Source organism: Aquirufa novilacunae, assembly GCF_045310505.1.
GTDB lineage: Bacteria > Bacteroidota > Bacteroidia > Cytophagales > Spirosomataceae > Aquirufa > Aquirufa novilacunae.
Genome location: NZ_JBEWZG010000001.1, coordinates 725,126 through 745,294, shown reverse-complemented (window position 1 = coordinate 745,294; position 20,169 = coordinate 725,126). Strand labels below are relative to the sequence as shown.

Here is a 20,169-nt window from a genome sequence, read left to right as displayed (position 1 = left end):
TAAGATTTATACTAAACCAAAACATTGAAACATTTCTTTGGCCTAAAGCCTAGAAAATTAACTTATGGATCCATTTTCCTACGTAGCCAATGCCGATACACAAGTCATAGCTGACTTGTATGAGGCGTACAAACAAGATCCCAATTCAGTTGATAGCTCTTGGAGAGACTTCTTCAAAGGTTTTGACTTTTCTCAGACCTGGTTAGGCGAGGGAGCTCCTGCGGGCGCTGTTTCAGCTGATTCAAGCCATGTTCAAAAGGAAATGGCGGTAATCTCGTTGATTAAAGCCTTCCGTTCTAGAGGACACTTATTATCGAAAACCAATCCCGTACGTGAACGTAAGGATCGCAAGCCACGTTTAGATTTGGCGGATTATTCTTTGTCTGACGCTGATTTAGATACCGTTTTCCAAGCGGGTTCTTTCATGGGTTTAGGCGCGGTAACCTTGCGTACAATTCAGGCAGCTTTACACAAAATCTATGCGGGTTCTGTTGGATTTGAATATTCGTATATCCGTGACGTTCAACAAAAAGAATGGTTGCGCAATAAGATTGAAAAGGAAGCACTTTCCTTTAAGCCTACATTTGAAGAGAAGAAGCACATTCTTCAGAAGATGAATGAGGCGGTTGTTTTTGAGAACTTTTTAGGAACTAAATATTTAGGCCAAAAGCGTTTCGGCTTAGAAGGTGGTGAATCCACTATCGCAGGTTTAGATGCGATTATCAATGTGGCAGCTGATGCGGGTGTGAAAGAGGCGGTGATCGGTATGGCGCACAGAGGTCGTTTGAACGTTTTGGCAAACATTATGCACAAATCTTACGAAGCGATCTTTGATGGTTTCGAAGGAAATGTACCTAATGAAATCCACGGTGACGGTGACGTAAAATATCACTTAGGATATTCTAGCAAGCATATTTCTCCAAAAGGCAGCGAGATTTCACTGAAATTAGCTCCAAATCCATCTCACTTAGAGGCCGTAAATCCACTAGTAGAAGGATTCTGCCGTGCAAGTGCGGATGCGCATTACGCTGGAGATTACGATAAAGTATTGCCTATTTTAATTCACGGAGATGCGGCGGTAGCTGGTCAAGGTATCGTCTATGAGGTAACTCAGATGGCGAAATTAAAAGGCTTTAGCACGGGGGGAACGATTCACTTTGTGATCAATAACCAAGTAGGTTTTACGACTGATTTTGAAGATGCACGTTCGGCGATTTATTGCACGGATGTGGCTAAAATCATCGATGCACCGGTATTCCACGTGAATGGAGATGATCCTGAAGCGGTGGTTTTCGTGTCTCGCATGGCCGCTGAATACCGTCAAGAATTCAATCGCGATGTATTTGTAGATATGGTTTGTTACCGCCGTAATGGTCACAACGAATCAGATGAGCCTCGTTTTACGCAGCCTACTTTGTATGCGAACATCACGAACCATCCAAACCCACGCGAGGTTTATACGCAACAATTAATCAAGAACGGCGAGATCGAAGCTAAATTAGCGGAGGAAATGGATTCAGCTTTCAAAGCGGAATTGCAAGCTCGTTTAGATATGGTGAAGCAAAAAGTTAGCCCACCTTACGTTCCCTTAAAATTAGACAACCGTTGGTCTGCTCTACGTTTCTCTAACGAGAAAGATTTCGATGCATCTCCGAAGACAGCAATTTCTAAGGAGGTAATTGATCAAGTAGCAAAAGCTTTAACGGTCTTGCCGAAAGGTTTCACTGCTTTAAAGCAAATTGAAAAGGTCATTGCAGACCGTAAAGGATATTTTGAGAAAGGTCAATTAAACTGGGCAACAGCTGAATTATTAGCTTATGGTTCTCTTCTTTTGGAAGGAAAGCCTGTTCGTTTATCTGGTCAAGATGTACAACGTGGTACTTTCTCTCACCGTCACGCCGTATTACACGATGCGAATACGAATGAGAATTATAACTCGTTAAATCACATTAAAGAAGGTCAAGAGCAAGCGCAGATCTACAACTCCTTACTTTCTGAGTATGGCGTGTTAGGATTTGAATTTGGCTATGCTTTGGCTAATCCTGATGCCTTGGTGATTTGGGAAGCACAGTTTGGAGACTTCGCAAATGGCGCTCAAACCATGATTGACCAATTCGTTTCTTCTCATGAGTCGAAGTGGGGTACACAAAATGGTTTAGTGATGTTATTGCCACACGGTTACGAGGGACAAGGTCCAGAACACTCAAATGCACGTCCAGAGCGTTTCTTGCAGTTAGCTGCGGAAAACAATATGATCGTGGCGAACTTAACAACGCCAGCGAATATCTTCCACGCCTTACGCCGTCAATTGACTTGGGAATTCCGCAAGCCATTAGTGGTGATGTCGCCTAAGTCGATTTTCCGTCATCCGAAAGTGGTTTCGCCTATCGAAGAATTTACGAAAGGTAAGTTCCAAGAGGTGATTGGTGATAGTTATGCAGATAAGGCCAAAGTGAAAAAGGTATTACTTTGCTCAGGTAAAGTATACTTCGATCTATTAGATCGCCAAGAAAAAGACAAGCGCAAAGATGTGGCGATTGTTCGCATTGAGCAATTACACCCATTCCCGACGAAGCAAGTAGACGCGGAATTAGCGAAATACAAAGGAGCAGATGTGGTATTCGTTCAAGAAGAACCAGAAAACATGGGCTACTGGTCGTATGTGATCCGTGAGTTTGGCTGGTCTAAATTCAAAGGTTTAGTAGCGCGTAAAAAATCCGCTTCTCCAGCGACTGGATTCCTAAAAGTTCACGGCGTAGAGCAAGCAAACCTAATTAACAAAGCATTCGAATAATAGAATTATGATGGCTATAGAAATGAAAGTGCCCGCTGTGGGCGAGTCGATTACAGAAGTGACCGTTGCCACTTGGAACAAGAAGGAAGGCGATCACGTGAAATTAGACGAGGTTTTGTGCGAATTAGAATCGGACAAAGCGACCTTTGAATTGCCTGCAGAGGCAGAAGGTGTGTTGCACATTGTGGCTAAAGAAGGCGATGTTCTTCCGATCGGTGCAGTTATCTGTACGATTGAGGCAGGTGGCGCAACCGCTTCTGTGAAAGTAGCAGATGCTCCTGCTGCAGCAGCCGTGGCAGCTCCAGCTCCTGCAGCAGCACCAGCGGCACCAGCAGCAGCTCCAGGTCCTGTTTCGGTTTTAGAAATTAAAGTTCCAGCGGTAGGGGAGTCGATCACGGAAGTGACGGTTTCTGTTTGGAATAAAAAAACGGGAGATAGCGTTTCTTTAGACGAAGTTCTTTGTGAATTAGAATCAGATAAAGCGACTTTCGAATTGCCAGCAGAAGCTGCGGGTGTATTGGAAATAGTAGCTGAATCAGGAACGGTTGTTCCGATCGGTGGAGTTTTAGCGAAAATCACGGTAGGTGGTGCGGTAGCAGCTTCGGCTCCGGCTGCAGCTCCAGCAGCACCTTCTGCTCCGGCAGCTCCTGCTTCATCCGGTGACGCATCTTATGCCGCAGGTCATCCATCTCCAGCAGCAGCAAAAATATTAGACGAAAAAGGTATCTCCGCTGCTTCAGTAGCAGGTTCAGGCGTAGGTGGTCGCATCACGAAAGAGGATGCGGTAGCTGCTTCAAAACCAGCCGTTGCCGCTTCAGCTCCAGCAGCTGCCGCTGCACCAGCCGTAGCACAAGGAGGAACACGTCGCGAAAAAATGAGCTCATTGCGTAAGACAGTAGCTCGTCGTTTAGTGGCGGTGAAGAATGAAACAGCGATGTTGACGACGTTTAACGAAGTGGACATGAAGCCTGTGATGGATCTTCGCGGTAAATACAAAGACAAATTCAAGGAGAAACACGGTGTTGGTTTAGGATTTATGTCCTTCTTCACGAAAGCTGTTTGTGTGGCTTTAAAAGAGTTCCCTTCAGTGAATGCAAAAATCGATGGAGACGAAATCGTATTCCACGACTATTGTGATATTTCGATTGCAGTTTCTGCACCGAAAGGTTTAGTAGTTCCGGTGATCCGTTCTGCGGAAAACTTATCATTAGCTGGAATCGAATCAGAAGTGGTTCGTTTAGCTGGTAAGGCGCGCGAGAACAAATTGAGCTTGGAAGAAATGAGCGGCGGTACCTTTACGATCACGAATGGTGGGGTATTTGGATCGATGCTTTCGACTCCGATTATCAACGCACCACAAGTTGCGATCTTAGGTATGCACAATATCGTAGAGCGTCCAGTAGTGGTAGATGGTCAAATCGTGGTTCGTCCGATCATGTACCTTGCTTTATCATACGATCACCGCATTATCGATGGTCGTGAGTCCGTGAGCTTCTTAGTTCGCTTAAAGCAATTACTAGAGGATCCAGCTCGTTTATTATTAGACATTTAATTAACAGAATAGGCCTTAGCGGGCCTATTCGCTTTCAATTGCCTATATGCAAGAATTTGATGTAGTTGTTATTGGTTCAGGCCCAGGAGGATACGTTTCGGCGATCCGTGCGGCTCAGTTAGGTTTTAAAACCGCTATCGTGGAGAAATATGCCGTGATGGGTGGAACCTGTTTGAACGTAGGTTGTATTCCTTCCAAAGCCCTTTTGGACTCATCCGAGCACTATTACAATGCCGTACATAGTTTTTCAGAGCATGGAATCGAAATCGCGAAGCCTAAAGTTAATTTAGCTCAAATGATCGCTCGTAAGACGGGTGTCGTTGAGAAAATGAACGGTGGTATTACGTATTTGATGAAGAAGAACAAGATTACGACCTTCCACGGTTTGGGATCATTCGACTCGGCTAAAACAGTAAAAGTGACCAAAGAAGATGGTAGCTCTGAAGTTTTATCAGCGAAGAATATCATCATCGCCACTGGATCGAAGCCTACTATTTTGCCCTTCATTCCGGTAGACAAGGAACGCATCATTACGTCGACAGAGGCGTTGAAAATGAAAGAAATTCCGAAGCATTTAATCGTGATCGGTGCCGGTGTAATCGGTGCTGAATTAGGATCGGTGTATGCTCGTTTAGGTTCCAAAGTATCTTTCGTCGAATTTGCTGACAGCATGATTCCAACGATGGACAAGACGATGGGAAAAGAATTACAAAAGTCGATTGCTAAATTAGGCGCAGACTTTTACTTATCGCATAAAGTGACTTCAGCTGCTGTAAAAAGCAAAGAAGTGACGGTGAAAGCCCAAGACTCAGCTGGAAAAGAAGTCGAGATCAAAGGTGATTATTGCTTAGTTTGTATCGGTCGTCGTCCGTACACAGATGGATTAAACCTTGCTGCGGCTGGTTTGACAGCTGATGAGCGTGGTCGCATCGCAGTCGATGAGCATACTTTACAAACATCCGTTCCAGGCATTTATGCCATCGGTGACGTGGTTCGCGGTGCGATGTTAGCACATAAAGCAGAAGAGGAAGGCGTTTTTGTAGCAGAAGTTATTGCTGGCCAAAAACCTCATATCAACTATAATCTAATTCCAGGTGTTGTTTACACGTGGCCAGAAGTGGCTTCTGTAGGGAAGACGGAACAAGAATTAAAAGCTGCTGGTATCGCTTACAAAGAGGGTTCATTCCCGTTCAAAGCCTTAGGTCGCGCAGTTGCTTCTATGGATGTGGATGGTTTAGCCAAAGTTTTAGCCGACGCAAACACTGACGAAATTCTCGGAGTTCACATCATTGGTGCTCGTGCCGCTGATATGATCGCTGAAGCAGTAGTTGCAATGGAATTCCGTGCTTCCGCTGAAGATGTTGCTCGCATGTCTCATGCTCACCCGACGTATACGGAGGCGATGAAAGAGGCTTGCTTGGCAGCAACGGCGAAGAGAGCTCTTCATTCTTAGATTAGAGATTATAGAGTAGAGTATAGATATGGAATTAAAAAAGGCGCAATTTGCGCCTTTTTTGATGAATACAGAAGATTTAAAGAATAGAGCATAAAGTAAAAAGAATAAAGTTTGAATCGCCTTTGGCGATGAATTTAGGTAATGTAAATCAGCATTTCATGATACCAAAAAAAGGGCTCGAATTTCGAGCCCTTTTTTCACGTACTTTATACTTTATTCTTTGTGCTTTATACTTTAGTTAAAGTTTTTTGTGCTTTTATTCAACTTCAAGGTCCTCAAAATTCACCCCCTTCGCTCGCACATAAAACCGCCACGAAAGCAAAGCTGACGAACACACTAAACTTGCAGTTAAGCCTACCCAGATGCCTACAGCGCCTACTTTTTGGTAAATACCGATATAGTAACAAAGAGGAATTCCGACTGCCCAATAGGAGATCACGGTGATTGCTGTAGGGATTTTATAATCTTGTAGCCCGCGTAATAATCCTAGTGATACGGCTTGAATGCCATCAAATAGCTGGAAAATAGCCCCCCAAACTACTAAGGTGACAGCAATCGTAATAACAGGTAAATCTTGAGTATAGCCGCGAACTAGGTATTCCCGGCCGAAGAAAAAAACTAAAGCACAAGCCCCCATGAATAAAATGGAGAGTACGAGTGCGGCCTTCCCAGATTGAATAATCCCGGAACGATTTCGTTCACCGATGGCAGTTCCTACATTAATTCCGCCAGCGACTGCAATCCCGGTTGCCATCATGTAGGTTATGGATGCCATATTAATCGCCACAATGTGAGCCGCTTGTGCTGTCACAGAAATCCAGCCCATCATAACGACCGCCATTCCAAAAGTGGCGATTTCAAAGAAACCTTGCATTCCGGAAGGAATTCCAATGCGGAGAATGTTTTTTTCTAAGACATTCTTCACCACATGCACATGGCCTTTACTCAGATAGGGCTTGAACTCTTCTCTTGTAAATACATAAATAGCTAATGCTCCCGCCATAAATATACGGGACAGCAAGGTCGAAATGCCTGATCCGAATAAGCCTAGGGCAGGTAATCCCCATAATCCATTGATCAATAAATGGTTGCCGAAAACATTTAGAGCTAAGGCGATGATGGTAATCGTCATACCCACTGTTGTCCGTTGTAATCCATCCATGAAGCTTTTTAAGGCAATGAACCAGAATATGGGTAAAACCGAAATAGAGATTAAACTTAAGAAGGGTAGGGTTAACGCTTTGTTTTCCTCTGTTTGGCCAAATAAATCGTAGTTTAAACCAATGAGGTAGGTAATAAGGATCGTAATTATGCCTAAAAAGGTGGCTACACGGAGATTAGCTCGTAGGAGGTTACCGCATTCAGTTTTGTCTCCTTCAGCAACTGCTTTGGAAATCATGGGCGATACAATCTGTATACAGATGATACCGATAATCGCAATGGTAAAAAATATGGATTGTGCCATTCCTGCAGCTCCTAGGCTTTCGGCGGCACCGGTGGACATTTGGCCTACTTGAATGGTGTCGGCTAGACCCATTAACATAACGCCCAATTCCCCTACCACGATGGGTAAGGCTAATTGGACGGTCTGTTTTATTTTAGAAAGAAGGGACATTAGATACGTACGATTTCTGCGCCGATGGCGTTAAGACGCGTATCAATGTTTTGGTAACCACGGTCGATTTGCTCGATATTATCAATGATAGACGTTCCATTGGCAGACATCGCAGCGATTAAAAGAGAAACACCCGCGCGAATATCAGGAGATGACATGCGGATTCCTTTTAAGGTCTGCTTGCGGTCGAAACCAACAACCGTAGCACGGTGTGGATCGCAAAGGATGATTTGAGCACCCATTTCGATCAAACGGTCAACAAAGAATAGACGGGATTCGAACATTTTTTGGTGGATTAAGACCGTTCCTTTGGCCTGAATCGCAGTTACTAAAATGATCGATAATAAATCCGGTGTGAAACCTGGCCACGGGTGGTCAGAGATCGTTAACATCGACCCATCGATGAAGTTTTCTAATTCGTAATGCTCCTGAGAAGGTATGAAAATATCGTCTCCACGGAATTCCATTTTGATACCTAATTTCTTGAATACATCTGGAATGATGCCTAGTTCAGGAATTTGGCAGTTCTTAATCGTAATCTCCGATTGAGTCATCACCGCTAAACCGATGAATGAACCGATCTCGATCATATCTGGAAGCATTGTGTGCTCTGTTCCATGTAACACGTCAACACCTTCGATAATCAACATGTTCGAACCGATACCGGAGATTTTCGCCCCCATGCGGTTTAACATCTTGCTCAATTGCTGTAAATAAGGCTCACAAGCGGCATTGTAAATGATTGTTTTACCTTTCGCTAAAACAGCTGCCATCAAAATGTTCGCCGTTCCAGTTACCGAAGCCTCATCTAAAAGCATGTAAGCACCTTGTAATTCAGACGCATCTACTTCGTAGATACCGCCATCCTCTGGGCTATAGTTAAACTTCGCACCTAGCTTCATGAAGCCAAAGAAGTGCGTATCCAATCTTCTACGACCAATTTTATCTCCACCTGGTGAAGGAATACGTCCTTTCTTGAAGCGGGCCAACGTAGGTCCTAAAAGCATCACTGAACCACGAAGTGCAGCCGCTTTTTTCTTGTAGGTTTCTGATTCTAAGTAATCAATATTGACTTGTGAGGCATCGAATTCAATGCTTGACTCGGATAAACGACGCATGCTCACGCCCATATCGCCTAATAAATCAATTAATTGATTTACATCGCGAATGTTCGGGATATTGTGGATGGTTACAGGCTCTGCTGTTAAAACCACGGCACACAAGATCTGTAATGCTTCGTTCTTTGCTCCTTGAGGAGTAATTTCTCCTTTTAAACGGCGGCCACCGGTTACTTTAAATGATGCCATAAATGATTACTTATTTTTACGGAAATTGTTATTTCGGTTGTTGTTATTATTTCTGAAGTTGTTCTTCCGGTAATTATTGTTCCGGTTATTGTTATTGCTATTCGGGTATTCCGGTGCGTTATAGGCGTTTCTTGCGTTATTAGCTACCTTGGCGTGACCTAAACCTTCTTGAGATAATTCGTCCACGATGGTGCCTAATAGGTTTTCGGACATCTCTTTGATGTTCTGCCAAATCACCGCATCATCTACTGACTCCTTGTTCCAGGTCACATAGAATCCTTTCATTAAGCGGGCGATATAGGCCACTAAAATCTTTTTGTCTTCTACTTTTTCCTCAGCGATCGCACGAAGAATTAATAACTCTACGTTGCGGCCATAATGCTTAAAACGTAGGTTATGTTGGTTATAAGCCACTTTACGAGGGGCTTTACCTAAAGATTCTGGGGAAGGAGGAGGGAATGGGCCTTGCACATTCAATTCGAAATTAGACATGATGTATAAATCATCCCATAATTTTTTCGAATAGTCTTGGCTATTATCCTTCATATTCGGGTGAATTTGTTTCATCACCTCGACCATCAAAAACGCGTATTTTGTCCTTTGCTCTTCATCCGCAATGGTCAAAATGTAATTCACTAATTTTTGAACACTTGATCCGTATTCTTTCATATTTTGTTGCTCTTAAAGCATTAAATTCAATAATAAGCGAGGTAAAGCGATGATTAAAAATACGATGATTGCCCAAATAGCCATCATCAATACCGCTCCAGCCGCATAATCTTTGGCCTTCTTCGCTAATTCATTCTGTTGTGGAGAAACTAAATCCGTAATTCGCTCTAAAGCAGAATTAAACAATTCAGCCACCCAAACACCGGCCACAGCCAGCGAAATCCAAATCCACTCAGATCCAGTAAATCCAAGTCTAAAACCCACATAAATAACCACAACCGTACTTGCCGCATGGAACTTCGCATTGCGTTCCTGCTTGATAAGATCAATAATGCCGTTAATTGCGTGCTTTAAACCAAACATCTTAAAATTCAGCCGTCTTAGGTGTACGAGGGAATGGAATTACGTCACGAATATTGCTCATACCCGTCACAAATAACACTAAACGCTCAAATCCAAGTCCAAAACCAGCGTGTGGCGCTGAACCAAATTGACGTGTTTCTAAGTACCACCAGATCGATTCTTCCTCGATACCTACCTCTTTCGTGCGTTGTAAAAGCTTCGCGTAATCGTCCTCTCTTTGAGATCCCCCGATGATTTCACCAATACCCGGGAATAAAACGTCCATCGCACGAACCGTTTTCCCGTCCTCATCTAACTTCATGTAGAAGGCTTTGATGTCTTTCGGGTAGTTCGTTAGAATTACTGGTTTTTTGAAGTGTTTCTCCACTAAATAACGCTCGTGTTCGGACTGAAGGTCGATTCCCCATTCTACTGGATAAACGAATTTGCCATTTTTGTGCGCTTTCGAATTCAATAAAATGTCGATCGCTTCGGTATAAGTTAAGCGTTCGAATTCATTTTCTGTCACGAAACGTAACTTCTCAGACAAGGTCATTTCTGACTGCTCCTCCTTCTTTTTATTCTTTTCTTCTTCGATTAAGCGCTTCTCTAGGAAGGCGATATCGTCAGCGCAATTATCTAAAGCGTATTTGATACAGAATTTAGTGAAGTCCTCCGCTAAATTCATATTATCAGCTAGTTCATAAAAAGCGACTTCTGGCTCGATCATCCAGAACTCAGCCAGGTGACGAGTTGTGTTCGAATTTTCTGCACGGAAAGTAGGGCCGAAGGTATAGACTTTGGACAAAGCCATCGCCCCTAATTCACCCTCTAACTGGCCAGAAACCGTTAAATTCGTCTCTTTTCCAAAGAAATCCTCTTTGTAATCCACTTTACCCTCTTCCGTTAATGGAGGATTAATGGGGTCCAAAGTCGTCACGCGGAACATCTCTCCAGCGCCTTCCGCATCCGATCCCGTGATGATAGGCGTGTGCAAATAGAAGAAACCGTTGTTGTTAAAATAGGTATGAATCGCATAAGCCAATGCGTGGCGAATACGTAAAATCGCAGAGAAGGTATTCGTACGTGGGCGTAAATGCGCAATCTCACGTAAGAACTCTAAAGAGTGCTTCTTTGGCTGTAAAGGGTATTTTTCAGGATCTGCAGTTCCATACACTTCGATGGAAACCACTTCTACTTCTACCGATTGTCCTTGACCCTGTGAGGCAATTAATTTACCCGTCACGGCGATGCAAGAACCAGTCGTCACTAATTTCAAGGTTTCTTCAGAAACAGTTCCCTCAGAAACTACGGCTTGGATATTATGAATAGTCGACCCATCATTGATGGCGATAAAAACGACAGAGGAGGATACTCTTTTTGTACGCACCCAACCTTTCACGACGATGCTTTGCTGCGTGGGTGTTAAACCTAGTATTTCTTTGATTTGCATAAATGACTCGGGCATTTTAAAAGGAAAAGGCCTCAATAGAGGCAATAACCCTCAAAAATACGGATAAAAAACCGATTTATTTTATTTATTTGTAATTAAAAATCGGCTTATCTTTGGTGTAGATTATACAGACGATGCAGGGATTATCCTTAAAACAGAATCAACAACAGAACCTTTCTCCACAACAGATACAGTATATCAAGTTGTTGCAGATTCCGACAGCTGAATTAGCTGCCAGAATCGAGGAGGAATTGGAGGATAATCCGGCGCTGGAAGAAGGTTTGGATCACTCTGCTGAAGATGTCCCACGCGAAACGATTGATGATTTAGAGCGCGAGGAGATGGAAGTGGGGGATTATCTACAGGATGATTATGCCGGTTACAAGATGGCCGGTGATTCATATGATCCGAATGAGGAGACGCGTGAACGCCCTTTGGCCACCGAATCTAGCACTCAGGAGTATTTGTTAAACCAAATCCGTTACGTTGTTTGCACCGAGCGCGAAGAAGTTTTAGCACAGCAAATCATCGGTTCTTTAGAAGAGGACGGCTATTTACGCCGAAACATCGAAAGCATTGTGAACGATCTTGCCTTCACACAAGGCTTTGAAACCGATTATGACGAAGTGGAGCAGGTCTTGTTTAAAGTGCAATCACTAGATCCAGCCGGAATTGCTGCCCGTTCGTTACAAGAATGTTTGTCATTGCAATTACATCGCAAGGAATCGGATACACCAGCTCATGCATTAGCTATTCGCTTGATTGATGATTTTTTTGAGGAGTTTTCCAAAAAGCATTTTAGTGTTTTACTCTCCAAACTTGCCATCACCGAAGAGGAGCTTAAAAAGGCGATGCATGTCATCACCCATTTGAATCCAAAACCAGGTGGGGGAGACGACGCACCTATCGCTCCTTATTTGCAGCCTGATTTCATCATTTCGAATCAAAACGGAAAGATCGAAATTAAACTCAACGGGAAAAATGCCCCTGAACTTCGGGTATCTAAGGCCTTCCAAGAAATGCTTCAGACCTATGATAAAGGCGATAAGCAGCAAAAGGATATCAAGGAAGCCGTTACTTTTATCAAGCATAAATTAGATTCTGCTTCTTGGTTTATCTCTGCCATTCAGCAGCGCCAGGGTACTTTGATGAAGACGATGGAGAGTATTGTCGCTAAACAATTTGATTTCTTTAGTACTGGTGACGAAGCAGTTTTGAAACCAATGAAGATGAAGGAAATCGCGGCGATGATTGAGATGGATATTTCCACTGTTTCTCGTGTGGTTTCTGCGAAGTCAGTCCAAACTGATTTTGGCATCTTTCCCCTAAAATACTTCTTCTCCGAAGGCATCACCCACGAATCGGGTGAAGACTTCTCCACTCGCGAAGTGAAAAATATCTTGCGCGAAATCATCGAGCAAGAACCTAGCTCGGAACCCCATTCAGATGAGGATTTAGAGCAATTATTACTCGAACGCGGATTCGTCGTGAAACGCAGAACGGTGGCTAAATACCGCGATCAATTGGGTATTCCAGTGGCGAGGTTAAGGAAACACCTCTAAGAATGTTAAATGGCATTTAAATGGTGAATGGTGAATGGTAAATGGTAAATGGTGAATGAGTGGCATTAAAATGGTGAATGGTAAATTAGGGGGCAGTTTTTATCAAAATGTTGATATGAATTGGGCCTAATTTTCTTTAGTTTTCTGCCAAAAACTATGGCAACTAATCTTATCCAAACAAAAACCTTCGCATTTTCTCTCCAAATTATTTCTGTTTATAAATTACTTCAACAAGAAAGGGAATACGTCTTATCTAAGCAATTATTACGCTGCTCCACATCTGTGGGTGCGATGGTGATGGAAGCTGACCATGCTGAATCCAGGGCAGATTTTAGACATAAAATGAGTATTGCTCAAAAAGAAATTAATGAATCTATTTATTGGCTAAAGCTTTTGGAAGCATCGAATTATATATCCTCCGAACAATTATTTCTACCCTTGAAAGATGCAAACGATATTTTGCATATCATTACAAGAATTTTGATAACAGTTAAGCAAAACATGAATTGAACACTAAATAGATTCCATTCATTTACCATTCACCATTTACCATTTATCATTCTTTTGCCATTCACCATTTACCATTCAATATGAATTACCTAAAGCTTCACCGCAACGGTCCCATGTGGACCTTAACCTTACATCGTCCTGAGGTATATAATGCCTTAAATGCGGGTTTAATTCATGAGATCAGAGAAGTAGCGGAAGCTGCCCAAATAGACGATGAAGTCCGTGTTTTAGTCATCACGGGCGAAGGGAAAGCCTTCTGTTCGGGAGCAGATTTGAAGTCAGGTGTAACAGACCCTAATCTAGGCAATGTATTGAGATCAACTTATAACCCCATGATTTCTGCCTTACGTGGCTTAAATAAACCAGTTATTGGAGCTATTAATGGAGTGGCGGCTGGGGCTGGTTGCAGTTTAGCATTGGCCTGCGATTATCTCATCGCGAAAGAGGACGCCTATTTTTCCGAATTATTTGTCCAAATCGGTTTAGCCATGGACGCTGGATCCACCTCCTTTTTGATGCAGTCAGTAGGTTATCACCGCGCATTTGAATTAGCGACGACAGGACGTAAAGTAGGAGCAATGGAAGCCAAAGAAATAGGATTAGTGGCTGAGGTCGTATCAGAACAAGAATGGGAGGCTAAAGTCCAGGAGATTGCCGTATCCTTTTCAAAGAAAGCCACTTTAGCCATCTCTCTCATGAAGCGTAGTTTGCAACGTGCTTATAATCAAGATTTAGCGGCGACATTAGCTTCCGAAGCAGAGGAGCAAACGATACTTGGTCACAGTGAAGACTTCGCAGAGGGCGTGACCGCCTTTATGCAGAAAAGGGCTCCTCATTTCAAAGGGAAATAATTTTTAGAAAATTTTAGGGGATAGTTTTTCATTTTGCCAAAGAAATTCTACCTTTGCAATCCCGAAAGGGCAATGGTTGCGTAGCTCAATTGGATAGAGCATCTCACTACGGATGAGAAGGTTTGGGGTTCGAATCCCTACGCGACCACAGAAATCAAAAGACCTGTATTTTTACAGGTCTTTTTTTTTGCCTAATTTACAGGCCTATGGTACAATACAATACAAAAGACTGGATCACCTTTATTTTTAAGTTACATCAGTCAGATACATTTCGAAAATTATTGCCTCTAATGTTCTTTATAGGGGTATATTCTGGACTTATTTGCTTTTTGGAAATGGAATATTTTCACTTAGGTGAGGATAGTAAAGTGAAGAATATATCCATTATGCACGGTATGTTGGGATTTGTCATCTCTTTGTTACTTGCCTATAGAACTAATACGGCCTATGATCGTTGGTGGGAAGGAAGAAAATTATGGGGATCATTAGTGAACTCTAGTAGGAATTTAGCCTTGAAATTAGCTGCGATTTTAGATAATGAAGTTGATCGTCACTTTTATCAGAAAGTCATCCCTTTATATGCCTTTGTACTTCAAAAATATTTAGCAGATGATGAATCAGGTCTTGTCCTTTTTGAAGGCTTGGATTTGCAAATAGACCATACCAAGCACAAGCCTAATCAGGTGGCTAAGATGATCATGAAAAAGTCAAATGACCTCTATAATACGGGTAGATTAAGCGGCCATCAACTTTTATATATAAATGCTGAATTGCAGTCGTTTACGGACGTATGTGGGGCTTGTGAAAGAATTAAAAATACGCCAATACCCTATTCGTACAGCGCATTCATTAAGAAATTTATTTTCATCTATGTGATGACTTTACCTTTTAGTTACGTGTTTACGCTAGGATATTATGTGATACCGGTGGTGGTTTTTATCTTTTATGTATTGGCCAGTTTAGAATTAATTGCAGAGGAAATAGAAGATCCTTTTGGTACTGATGCCAATGATTTACCTACAGATAAAATTGCTGCCAATATAAAAAAGCATGTAGAGGAGATATTCGCTTGATCGCGCTTATCTTAAAGCTTTCTGCAAAACCTGCAGTTTCCCATCGATCGACTTAGGATCATAGCTTAAACCTAAGATTTTGGCGACAAAAGGATAGACGTTCACGTTTTCGAATCCTTCTAAAGTGAGTCCTGATTTAATTGCAGGCCCCCAAGCTTGGAAGCTTGCGCGCATTTCAGGAAGCAATGGGTCGAATCCGTGTTTCCCTTTTGAGGTTTTGCGCGTGGAGAGGTTGAATACCTGTGGAAGTTTTGGGACTAATAATAAATCACCTAGGCGGTTATATCGATCATCCGTTTTACGGTAATGCCAATGTGCTGGAGTCTCATCAAGGCGAAACGTTGTAAAACGCGTATCCTTCTTCAATTCTTGGTAAGTAGAATCGATTTTGGTAGAATCTTTTGCATACACATGCAATAAGGCATCTCCCCAAGGTACCTGAAAGGCGGTAGTGTTCAAAGGTGCCGGTTTGCTGATCGTATTCACGTTATCCACTTCTTTCATCCCATGATCCGAGACGAACACGAAGTTAATCGGAAGACCTAACGGTGCTACGGCCGCTTCTAGATCTGCAATAACCTGATCCACAAATTGTACAGAATGCTGAACGCGGGGATCCTCTGGGCCAAATTCGTGGGCGTCATGGTCGACTTCCGGGAAGTAGAAGGTAATTAAATGCGGACGCTTGTCTGCAGGTAGGGAAAGCCAATTCTTGACTTGTGCGATACGCGTTTTGATATCAATGGCTTCGTTGTAGACGTAGTAGTAAGAAGGATAGGTGTCCTGAATATTTGCTTCAGAGGCCACCCAGTAGAAGCTGGCAGCCATCATCTGTTGTTTCTCGGCTAATACCCAAAGCGGTGTTCCACCATACCATTTACCTTCGCCTACCATTTTCTTATTCGACATCCGGTATTCTTGTCCAGAATTCACATCTAAATAGGTATTATCTACTAAACCATGGTGCGCTGGATACAATCCTGTAGCAATGGAATAATGATTAGGGAAGGTGAGTGTAGGGTAGGAGGCTTGCATATAGCTTGCCTTTACACCGGATTTTTCTTTCGATTGCAGGAATTTTGCTTCGTATTTATGAGAAAAATCAGAGCGAAATCCATCTGCTGAAATCAAAATAACATAAGGCTTTTCTTGTTGTTTTAGGGCATTTGAACGTCCAGCGATGATGTGCTGAGTGGTGTCTTGTGCGTAAGCCTGAAGGCTAAAAAACAATAATAAAGCGAGTATTCTCATGATTTCTTTTTCCAAAATTTACCACCGCCAGACTTGCCGCCACCCGGCTTGCCACCAGATTTGCCCTTATATCCACCAAAAGAACTTTTCTGAGCTGCTGGATTGTATTCAGGTGTTTCCCCAAATTCCTCCGGAACGGCCGCTTTTGTCACTTCTTTTTCTAACAGATCTTCGATTGTCTTAAACTTACGTTGTTCAGATTCCGTAATGAACGTATAGGCCGTTCCTTTCGTTTGTGCACGTGCCGTACGACCGATGCGGTGAATATAATCCTCGCCGTCGTTAGGTACGTCGTAATTAATCACTAATTCGATTTCGTCGATGTCAATACCGCGGCTTAGAATGTCCGTGGCTACTAAAATCTTCGTCTTCTTATTTCTAAAATCTTGCAAAACCTGTTCGCGAACCTCTTGCTCTAAATCCGAGTGTATTTCCTCTACAGAGAATCGTGCGCGTTTTAAATCAGCCGTCAGGGATTTGACATTTTGCTTTTTAGAACAGAAAACAATCACGCGGGTATAGTCTTGCAACTTTAATAAGTGCTTTACTAACGGACTCTTTTGTTTTTCATATACCACGAACGCCTCTTGAACGATTTGCTCTGGGGGTTTCGAAACGGCGATGTTGATTTCGACCGGATTTTGTAACAGTTTTTGTGCTAGCGTCCGCATCTTAGGCGCAAAGGTCGCAGAGAATAAAAGGTTCTGGCGTTTCTCCGGCAGGAATGAGATGATCTTCATCAAATCATCCGAGAATCCCATATCTAGCATGCGATCCGCTTCATCGAGCACTAAATAACTACAGTGTTTTAAATTCACATAACCCATATTCAAGTGGGCAATCATGCGACCTGGTGTGCAAACCACGATATCCACACCGCTGGTCAAAGCTGTCTTCTCCGTCGTGAAGGAATTTCCATCCCCTCCGCCATAAATGGCAATTGAGCTAACATTCGTGAAATAGCCCAAGCCTTCCATGTTTCCAGCGATTTGAATGGCCAGTTCACGGGTAGGTACGATAATCAGGGCATTGATGTGATCCTCGGGATGAGGTTCGGTAATTAATTTGTGGATGATGGGCAAAAGAAAGGCGGCTGTTTTACCGGTTCCTGTTTGCGCTGAGGCTAAAATGTCGCGGCCTGCTAATATGGGTTGGATAACTTGGGATTGTACCGGTGTTGCGGTCTTGTATCCCATGGAACTGATACCGTCTAAAATTTGTGGGCTAAGCCCGAGTTCTTCAAATGTCAAAGTATGTGTGTTTATTTTACCTTCTGATAGGTGGACAATCAATGCTTCGATCAAGGTGGAAGATTAATTGAAATTGAGTTACAAAATAGTGATCGACTAAATTAGTCGCGTATTCTGAGGGAATTAAAAGTTTGGTTGTTAACTCCGTTTGAGCGGGTTGATTTTTAGGAGCTGAAAACAAATTTCCCAGTTGCGTTCGTAAACTAGCCTCAAATCCGAAATCCATAAAATCATTCAATCGATATCTAAAACCAACACCTACGGGAATAGAAAATCCAATGGAGGGGATTGTTTCGTTGAAATTACGGATAGGGTTAGTTGGGTAATCAGTCGCAATGATGTCTGAATAGTTTCTCCAAGAAGCCCCGGGAATACCCGCTCCTCCAAGTGAATCTAATTGATAAAGCTCCGGATTAGTAGAAACTAAGGCTATTCCAGCAGACAAATAGGGAGAGAAGCGATTACGCTTCATATAACTTTGTTGATTACCGTTTAACTCTAATAAACCCGATAACCCAAACTCCACAATATCATTTCTAAACCGGAAACGTAAATCGGGTGTGGTCGGTAATAGCGCTGAATTATCAAAAGTATAATCATTACCAGCCAGGCGGATATAATTCAAATTTCCTTTAATGCTGAAGTTCTTGCTGACGTGACGGGTTAAATGAGTACCTACATTAAATCGAGATTGATCATTTACTAAACGATTAAACATCGTTAATTCGTCGTTTAAGCTGTAGTAATGGGAACTGCCTACTCCAAAGCCAATAGATGTATGCGGATTAAAAGTCGACCTTTTGAAACCGGTTCCTCCTTTTTTACCAATTTTCCAAAATTGAGCTTGCGTAGCTGAACAGAAAGTCAACAAAAACAGAAGGAGTAAAGAACTAGTACGAAGCATAGGATGCAGCATTTTAAAAACAAATATAGGTATAAATCAATAAACGCTGAGAACTTGGATTTATTTTGCTGAGCTAATTTGGAATATTTCTAACTTGCTTCTCTCCGGAAGCTTCGGTAATTTTAGGTATAATTCTGTAACCATGAAAAAAATCATCCTCTTTTTAGCTGCGGCTGTATTTGCCGCTTGTAGCTCAAATCCTGAAGTGAGTGCACCCACCGAGAATTTAAACGAAGTCTTAGCCTGTACGGATGCGAAAGGCTTAATTGCAAAATATGGGGAGAAATCTGTGATATTGGATACCTCCATCATTTCGGGCGATGACACGTTAAAAGGCGCGATTATTTTCCCTGGTACAGCGAAACAAGCCAGTGTGTTTTTCCATGAAGGTAAGATATCAGATGTGAGTATTCAAGGTGATAATTCTGCTTGGAAAACAAGTTCAGGCCTTTATTTAGGATTAACACTTCAAGAAGTAGAGAAGATTAATACAAAGAATTTCACGATCTCCGGTTTTGGCTGGGCACACGGTGGTTCTGTCGTTTCCTGGGAAGGGGGCAAATTAGCGGGTGATAGCACGTTAACGCACCAAGTTTCCTTCCGTAATAAGCGTCAAAATATTTCCGTAGAAGAATTCAATAAAGTGTCAGGAGAGGCAGAGTTTGATGTGCGTCATCCTTCGATTCAACAAATGAACCCAACGCTAGAACAAATCACGATTTTGAAACCTTATATCCCATCGAAAGAAGAGGGTAAAGGGATAGCAAAGAAAATTGAATCCAGCCAAATACCTGTTCGCTAGGTTAATTTAGGGTTGTTCTTGTGACGGTCTGCATCGCGTACCGTCTTCTTTAAGAGGTTCTGTTTCAGAGCCTCTTCTAGGTTAATGCCCGTTTGGTTCGCTAGACAAATCAATACAAACAAGACATCCGCCATTTCATCCCCAAGGTCCTTATTTTTATCCGACTCTTTCTCTGATTGTTCGCCATACCGACGCGCAATGATGCGTGCGACTTCACCCACTTCCTCTGTCAGCATCGCCATATTAGTCAGCTCACTAAAATAGCGAACACCTACCGTCTTAATCCACTCATCTACTTGTTGTTGGGCTTCAGATATAGTCATCATTAAGGATTTTTAGAGTCGATGATTATGGTCACAGGACCATCATTCGTGAGATTAATTTGCATATCGGCACCGAAAACGCCGGTTTGGATCTTTTTGCCTAGCTTTTCAGATAATGTGCTAATCAGTAGTTCATATAGCGGAATAGCCTGTTCAGGTCTGGCAGATTCTAAAAAACTAGGGCGATTGCCTTTTCTAGTGGCAGCATACAGGGTGAACTGACTTACGAGTAATAGTTCTCCGTTAATCGCCTGTAGATCTACATTCATTTTGCCTTCTTCGTCTGAGAAAACACGTAGTCCTGCGATTTTGCCAGCGAGATAGGCTACATCTTCTGGAGTATCCTCCACATGAATGCCTAAAAGCACCATAAAGCCTTGTTGAATAGAAGCTTGTAATGCTCCGTCAATATGAAGTGTCGCTTGACTGACGCGTTGAATAACCGCTATCATATG

18 protein-coding genes and 1 tRNA gene are annotated in these 20,169 nt (G+C 42.6%); 9 read left to right on the top strand and 10 right to left on the bottom strand.

The features are described from left to right. The first annotated feature begins 64 nt into the window (after positions 1-64). Genes V7S74_RS03410 through lpdA form a run of 3 tightly spaced genes read left to right on the top strand, consistent with a single transcriptional unit; the run spans position 65 to position 5,799 of the window. The gene (locus tag V7S74_RS03410) at positions 65-2,794 is read left to right on the top strand and encodes a 2-oxoglutarate dehydrogenase E1 component (protein WP_406777359.1); all 2,730 of its coding nucleotides are present in this window, start codon (positions 65-67) and stop codon (positions 2,792-2,794) included. 10 nt (positions 2,795-2,804) lie between these two features. Further along, positions 2,805-4,346: a 2-oxoglutarate dehydrogenase complex dihydrolipoyllysine-residue succinyltransferase gene (odhB, locus tag V7S74_RS03405; protein ID WP_406777697.1), complete on the top strand. Its 1,542-nt coding sequence runs from the start codon at positions 2,805-2,807 to the stop codon at positions 4,344-4,346. Between the two features lie 46 nt (positions 4,347-4,392). Further along, positions 4,393-5,799 carry a dihydrolipoyl dehydrogenase gene (lpdA, locus tag V7S74_RS03400; RefSeq protein WP_406777358.1) on the top strand — a complete coding sequence of 469 codons (1,407 nt, stop codon included), beginning with the start codon at positions 4,393-4,395 and terminating at the stop codon, positions 5,797-5,799. A gap of 259 nt (positions 5,800-6,058) precedes the next feature. On the opposite strand, the gene V7S74_RS03395 is transcribed toward lpdA, so the two are convergent. Genes V7S74_RS03395 through asnS form a run of 5 tightly spaced genes read right to left on the bottom strand, consistent with a single transcriptional unit; the run spans position 6,059 to position 11,188 of the window. Then, entirely contained in the window at positions 6,059-7,417 is a 1,359-nt protein-coding gene (locus V7S74_RS03395) for an MATE family efflux transporter (protein ID WP_406777357.1), read from the bottom strand. After that, entirely contained in the window at positions 7,417-8,724 is a 1,308-nt protein-coding gene (gene murA, locus V7S74_RS03390) for a UDP-N-acetylglucosamine 1-carboxyvinyltransferase (protein ID WP_406777356.1), read from the bottom strand. The genes V7S74_RS03395 and murA overlap by 1 nt, the downstream gene beginning before the upstream one ends. Positions 8,725-8,730: 6 nt before the next feature. Continuing rightward, on the bottom strand, positions 8,731-9,393 hold the full coding sequence (locus V7S74_RS03385) for a DUF4290 domain-containing protein (protein ID WP_406777355.1): 663 nt from the start codon (positions 9,391-9,393) through the stop codon (positions 8,731-8,733). 12 nt (positions 9,394-9,405) lie between these two features. Continuing rightward, positions 9,406-9,756, bottom strand: coding sequence for a diacylglycerol kinase family protein (locus tag V7S74_RS03380; RefSeq protein ID WP_406777354.1), 351 nt, complete (start codon positions 9,754-9,756; stop codon positions 9,406-9,408). Between the two features lies 1 nt (position 9,757). Continuing rightward, a complete protein-coding gene (gene asnS / locus V7S74_RS03375; RefSeq protein WP_406777353.1) occupies positions 9,758-11,188 on the bottom strand; it encodes an asparagine--tRNA ligase in 1,431 nt (476 codons plus the stop codon). Positions 11,189-11,322: 134 nt separating this feature from the next. Between asnS and rpoN the strand changes: the two genes are divergently transcribed. The 5 genes from rpoN (at position 11,323) to V7S74_RS03350 (ending at position 15,184) form a co-directional block, all read left to right on the top strand. Continuing rightward, on the top strand, positions 11,323-12,750 hold the full coding sequence (gene rpoN / locus V7S74_RS03370) for an RNA polymerase factor sigma-54 (RefSeq protein ID WP_406777352.1): 1,428 nt from the start codon (positions 11,323-11,325) through the stop codon (positions 12,748-12,750). A gap of 156 nt (positions 12,751-12,906) precedes the next feature. Next, on the top strand, positions 12,907-13,260 hold the full coding sequence (locus V7S74_RS03365) for a four helix bundle protein (RefSeq protein ID WP_406777351.1): 354 nt from the start codon (positions 12,907-12,909) through the stop codon (positions 13,258-13,260). A gap of 80 nt (positions 13,261-13,340) precedes the next feature. After that, positions 13,341-14,111 carry an enoyl-CoA hydratase/isomerase family protein gene (locus V7S74_RS03360; RefSeq protein WP_406777350.1) on the top strand — a complete coding sequence of 257 codons (771 nt, stop codon included), beginning with the start codon at positions 13,341-13,343 and terminating at the stop codon, positions 14,109-14,111. A gap of 74 nt (positions 14,112-14,185) precedes the next feature. Further along, a tRNA-Arg gene (locus V7S74_RS03355) sits at positions 14,186-14,259 on the top strand. A gap of 58 nt (positions 14,260-14,317) precedes the next feature. Beyond that, positions 14,318-15,184 (top strand): bestrophin family protein, encoded by an 867-nt coding sequence (locus V7S74_RS03350; RefSeq protein ID WP_406777349.1) that lies wholly within the window; start codon positions 14,318-14,320, stop codon positions 15,182-15,184. A 6-nt stretch (positions 15,185-15,190) separates the two neighbouring features. Here the strand turns inward: V7S74_RS03350 and V7S74_RS03345 are convergent, their stop codons facing one another. Genes V7S74_RS03345 through V7S74_RS03335 form a run of 3 tightly spaced genes read right to left on the bottom strand, consistent with a single transcriptional unit; the run spans position 15,191 to position 18,589 of the window. After that, entirely contained in the window at positions 15,191-16,435 is a 1,245-nt protein-coding gene (locus tag V7S74_RS03345) for an alkaline phosphatase family protein (protein WP_406777348.1), read from the bottom strand. Next, positions 16,432-17,685 (bottom strand): DEAD/DEAH box helicase, encoded by a 1,254-nt coding sequence (locus V7S74_RS03340; protein ID WP_406777347.1) that lies wholly within the window; start codon positions 17,683-17,685, stop codon positions 16,432-16,434. The genes V7S74_RS03345 and V7S74_RS03340 overlap by 4 nt, the downstream gene beginning before the upstream one ends. A 16-nt stretch (positions 17,686-17,701) precedes the next feature. After that, a complete protein-coding gene (locus V7S74_RS03335; RefSeq protein ID WP_406777346.1) occupies positions 17,702-18,589 on the bottom strand; it encodes a hypothetical protein in 888 nt (295 codons plus the stop codon). 142 nt (positions 18,590-18,731) lie between these two features. On the opposite strand from V7S74_RS03335, the gene V7S74_RS03330 reads away from it, so the two are divergent. Then, positions 18,732-19,391, top strand: coding sequence for a hypothetical protein (locus V7S74_RS03330; RefSeq protein WP_406777345.1), 660 nt, complete (start codon positions 18,732-18,734; stop codon positions 19,389-19,391). Here the strand turns inward: V7S74_RS03330 and V7S74_RS03325 are convergent. Together V7S74_RS03325 and dtd are read right to left on the bottom strand one after the other, a co-directional pair. Further along, the gene (locus V7S74_RS03325) at positions 19,388-19,714 is read right to left on the bottom strand and encodes a nucleotide pyrophosphohydrolase (protein ID WP_406777696.1); all 327 of its coding nucleotides are present in this window, start codon (positions 19,712-19,714) and stop codon (positions 19,388-19,390) included. The genes V7S74_RS03330 and V7S74_RS03325 overlap by 4 nt on opposite strands. Before the next feature lie 2 nt (positions 19,715-19,716). Then, a complete protein-coding gene (dtd, locus tag V7S74_RS03320) occupies positions 19,717-20,166 on the bottom strand; it encodes a D-aminoacyl-tRNA deacylase (RefSeq protein WP_406777344.1) in 450 nt (149 codons plus the stop codon). Positions 20,167-20,169 lie beyond the last annotated feature (3 nt).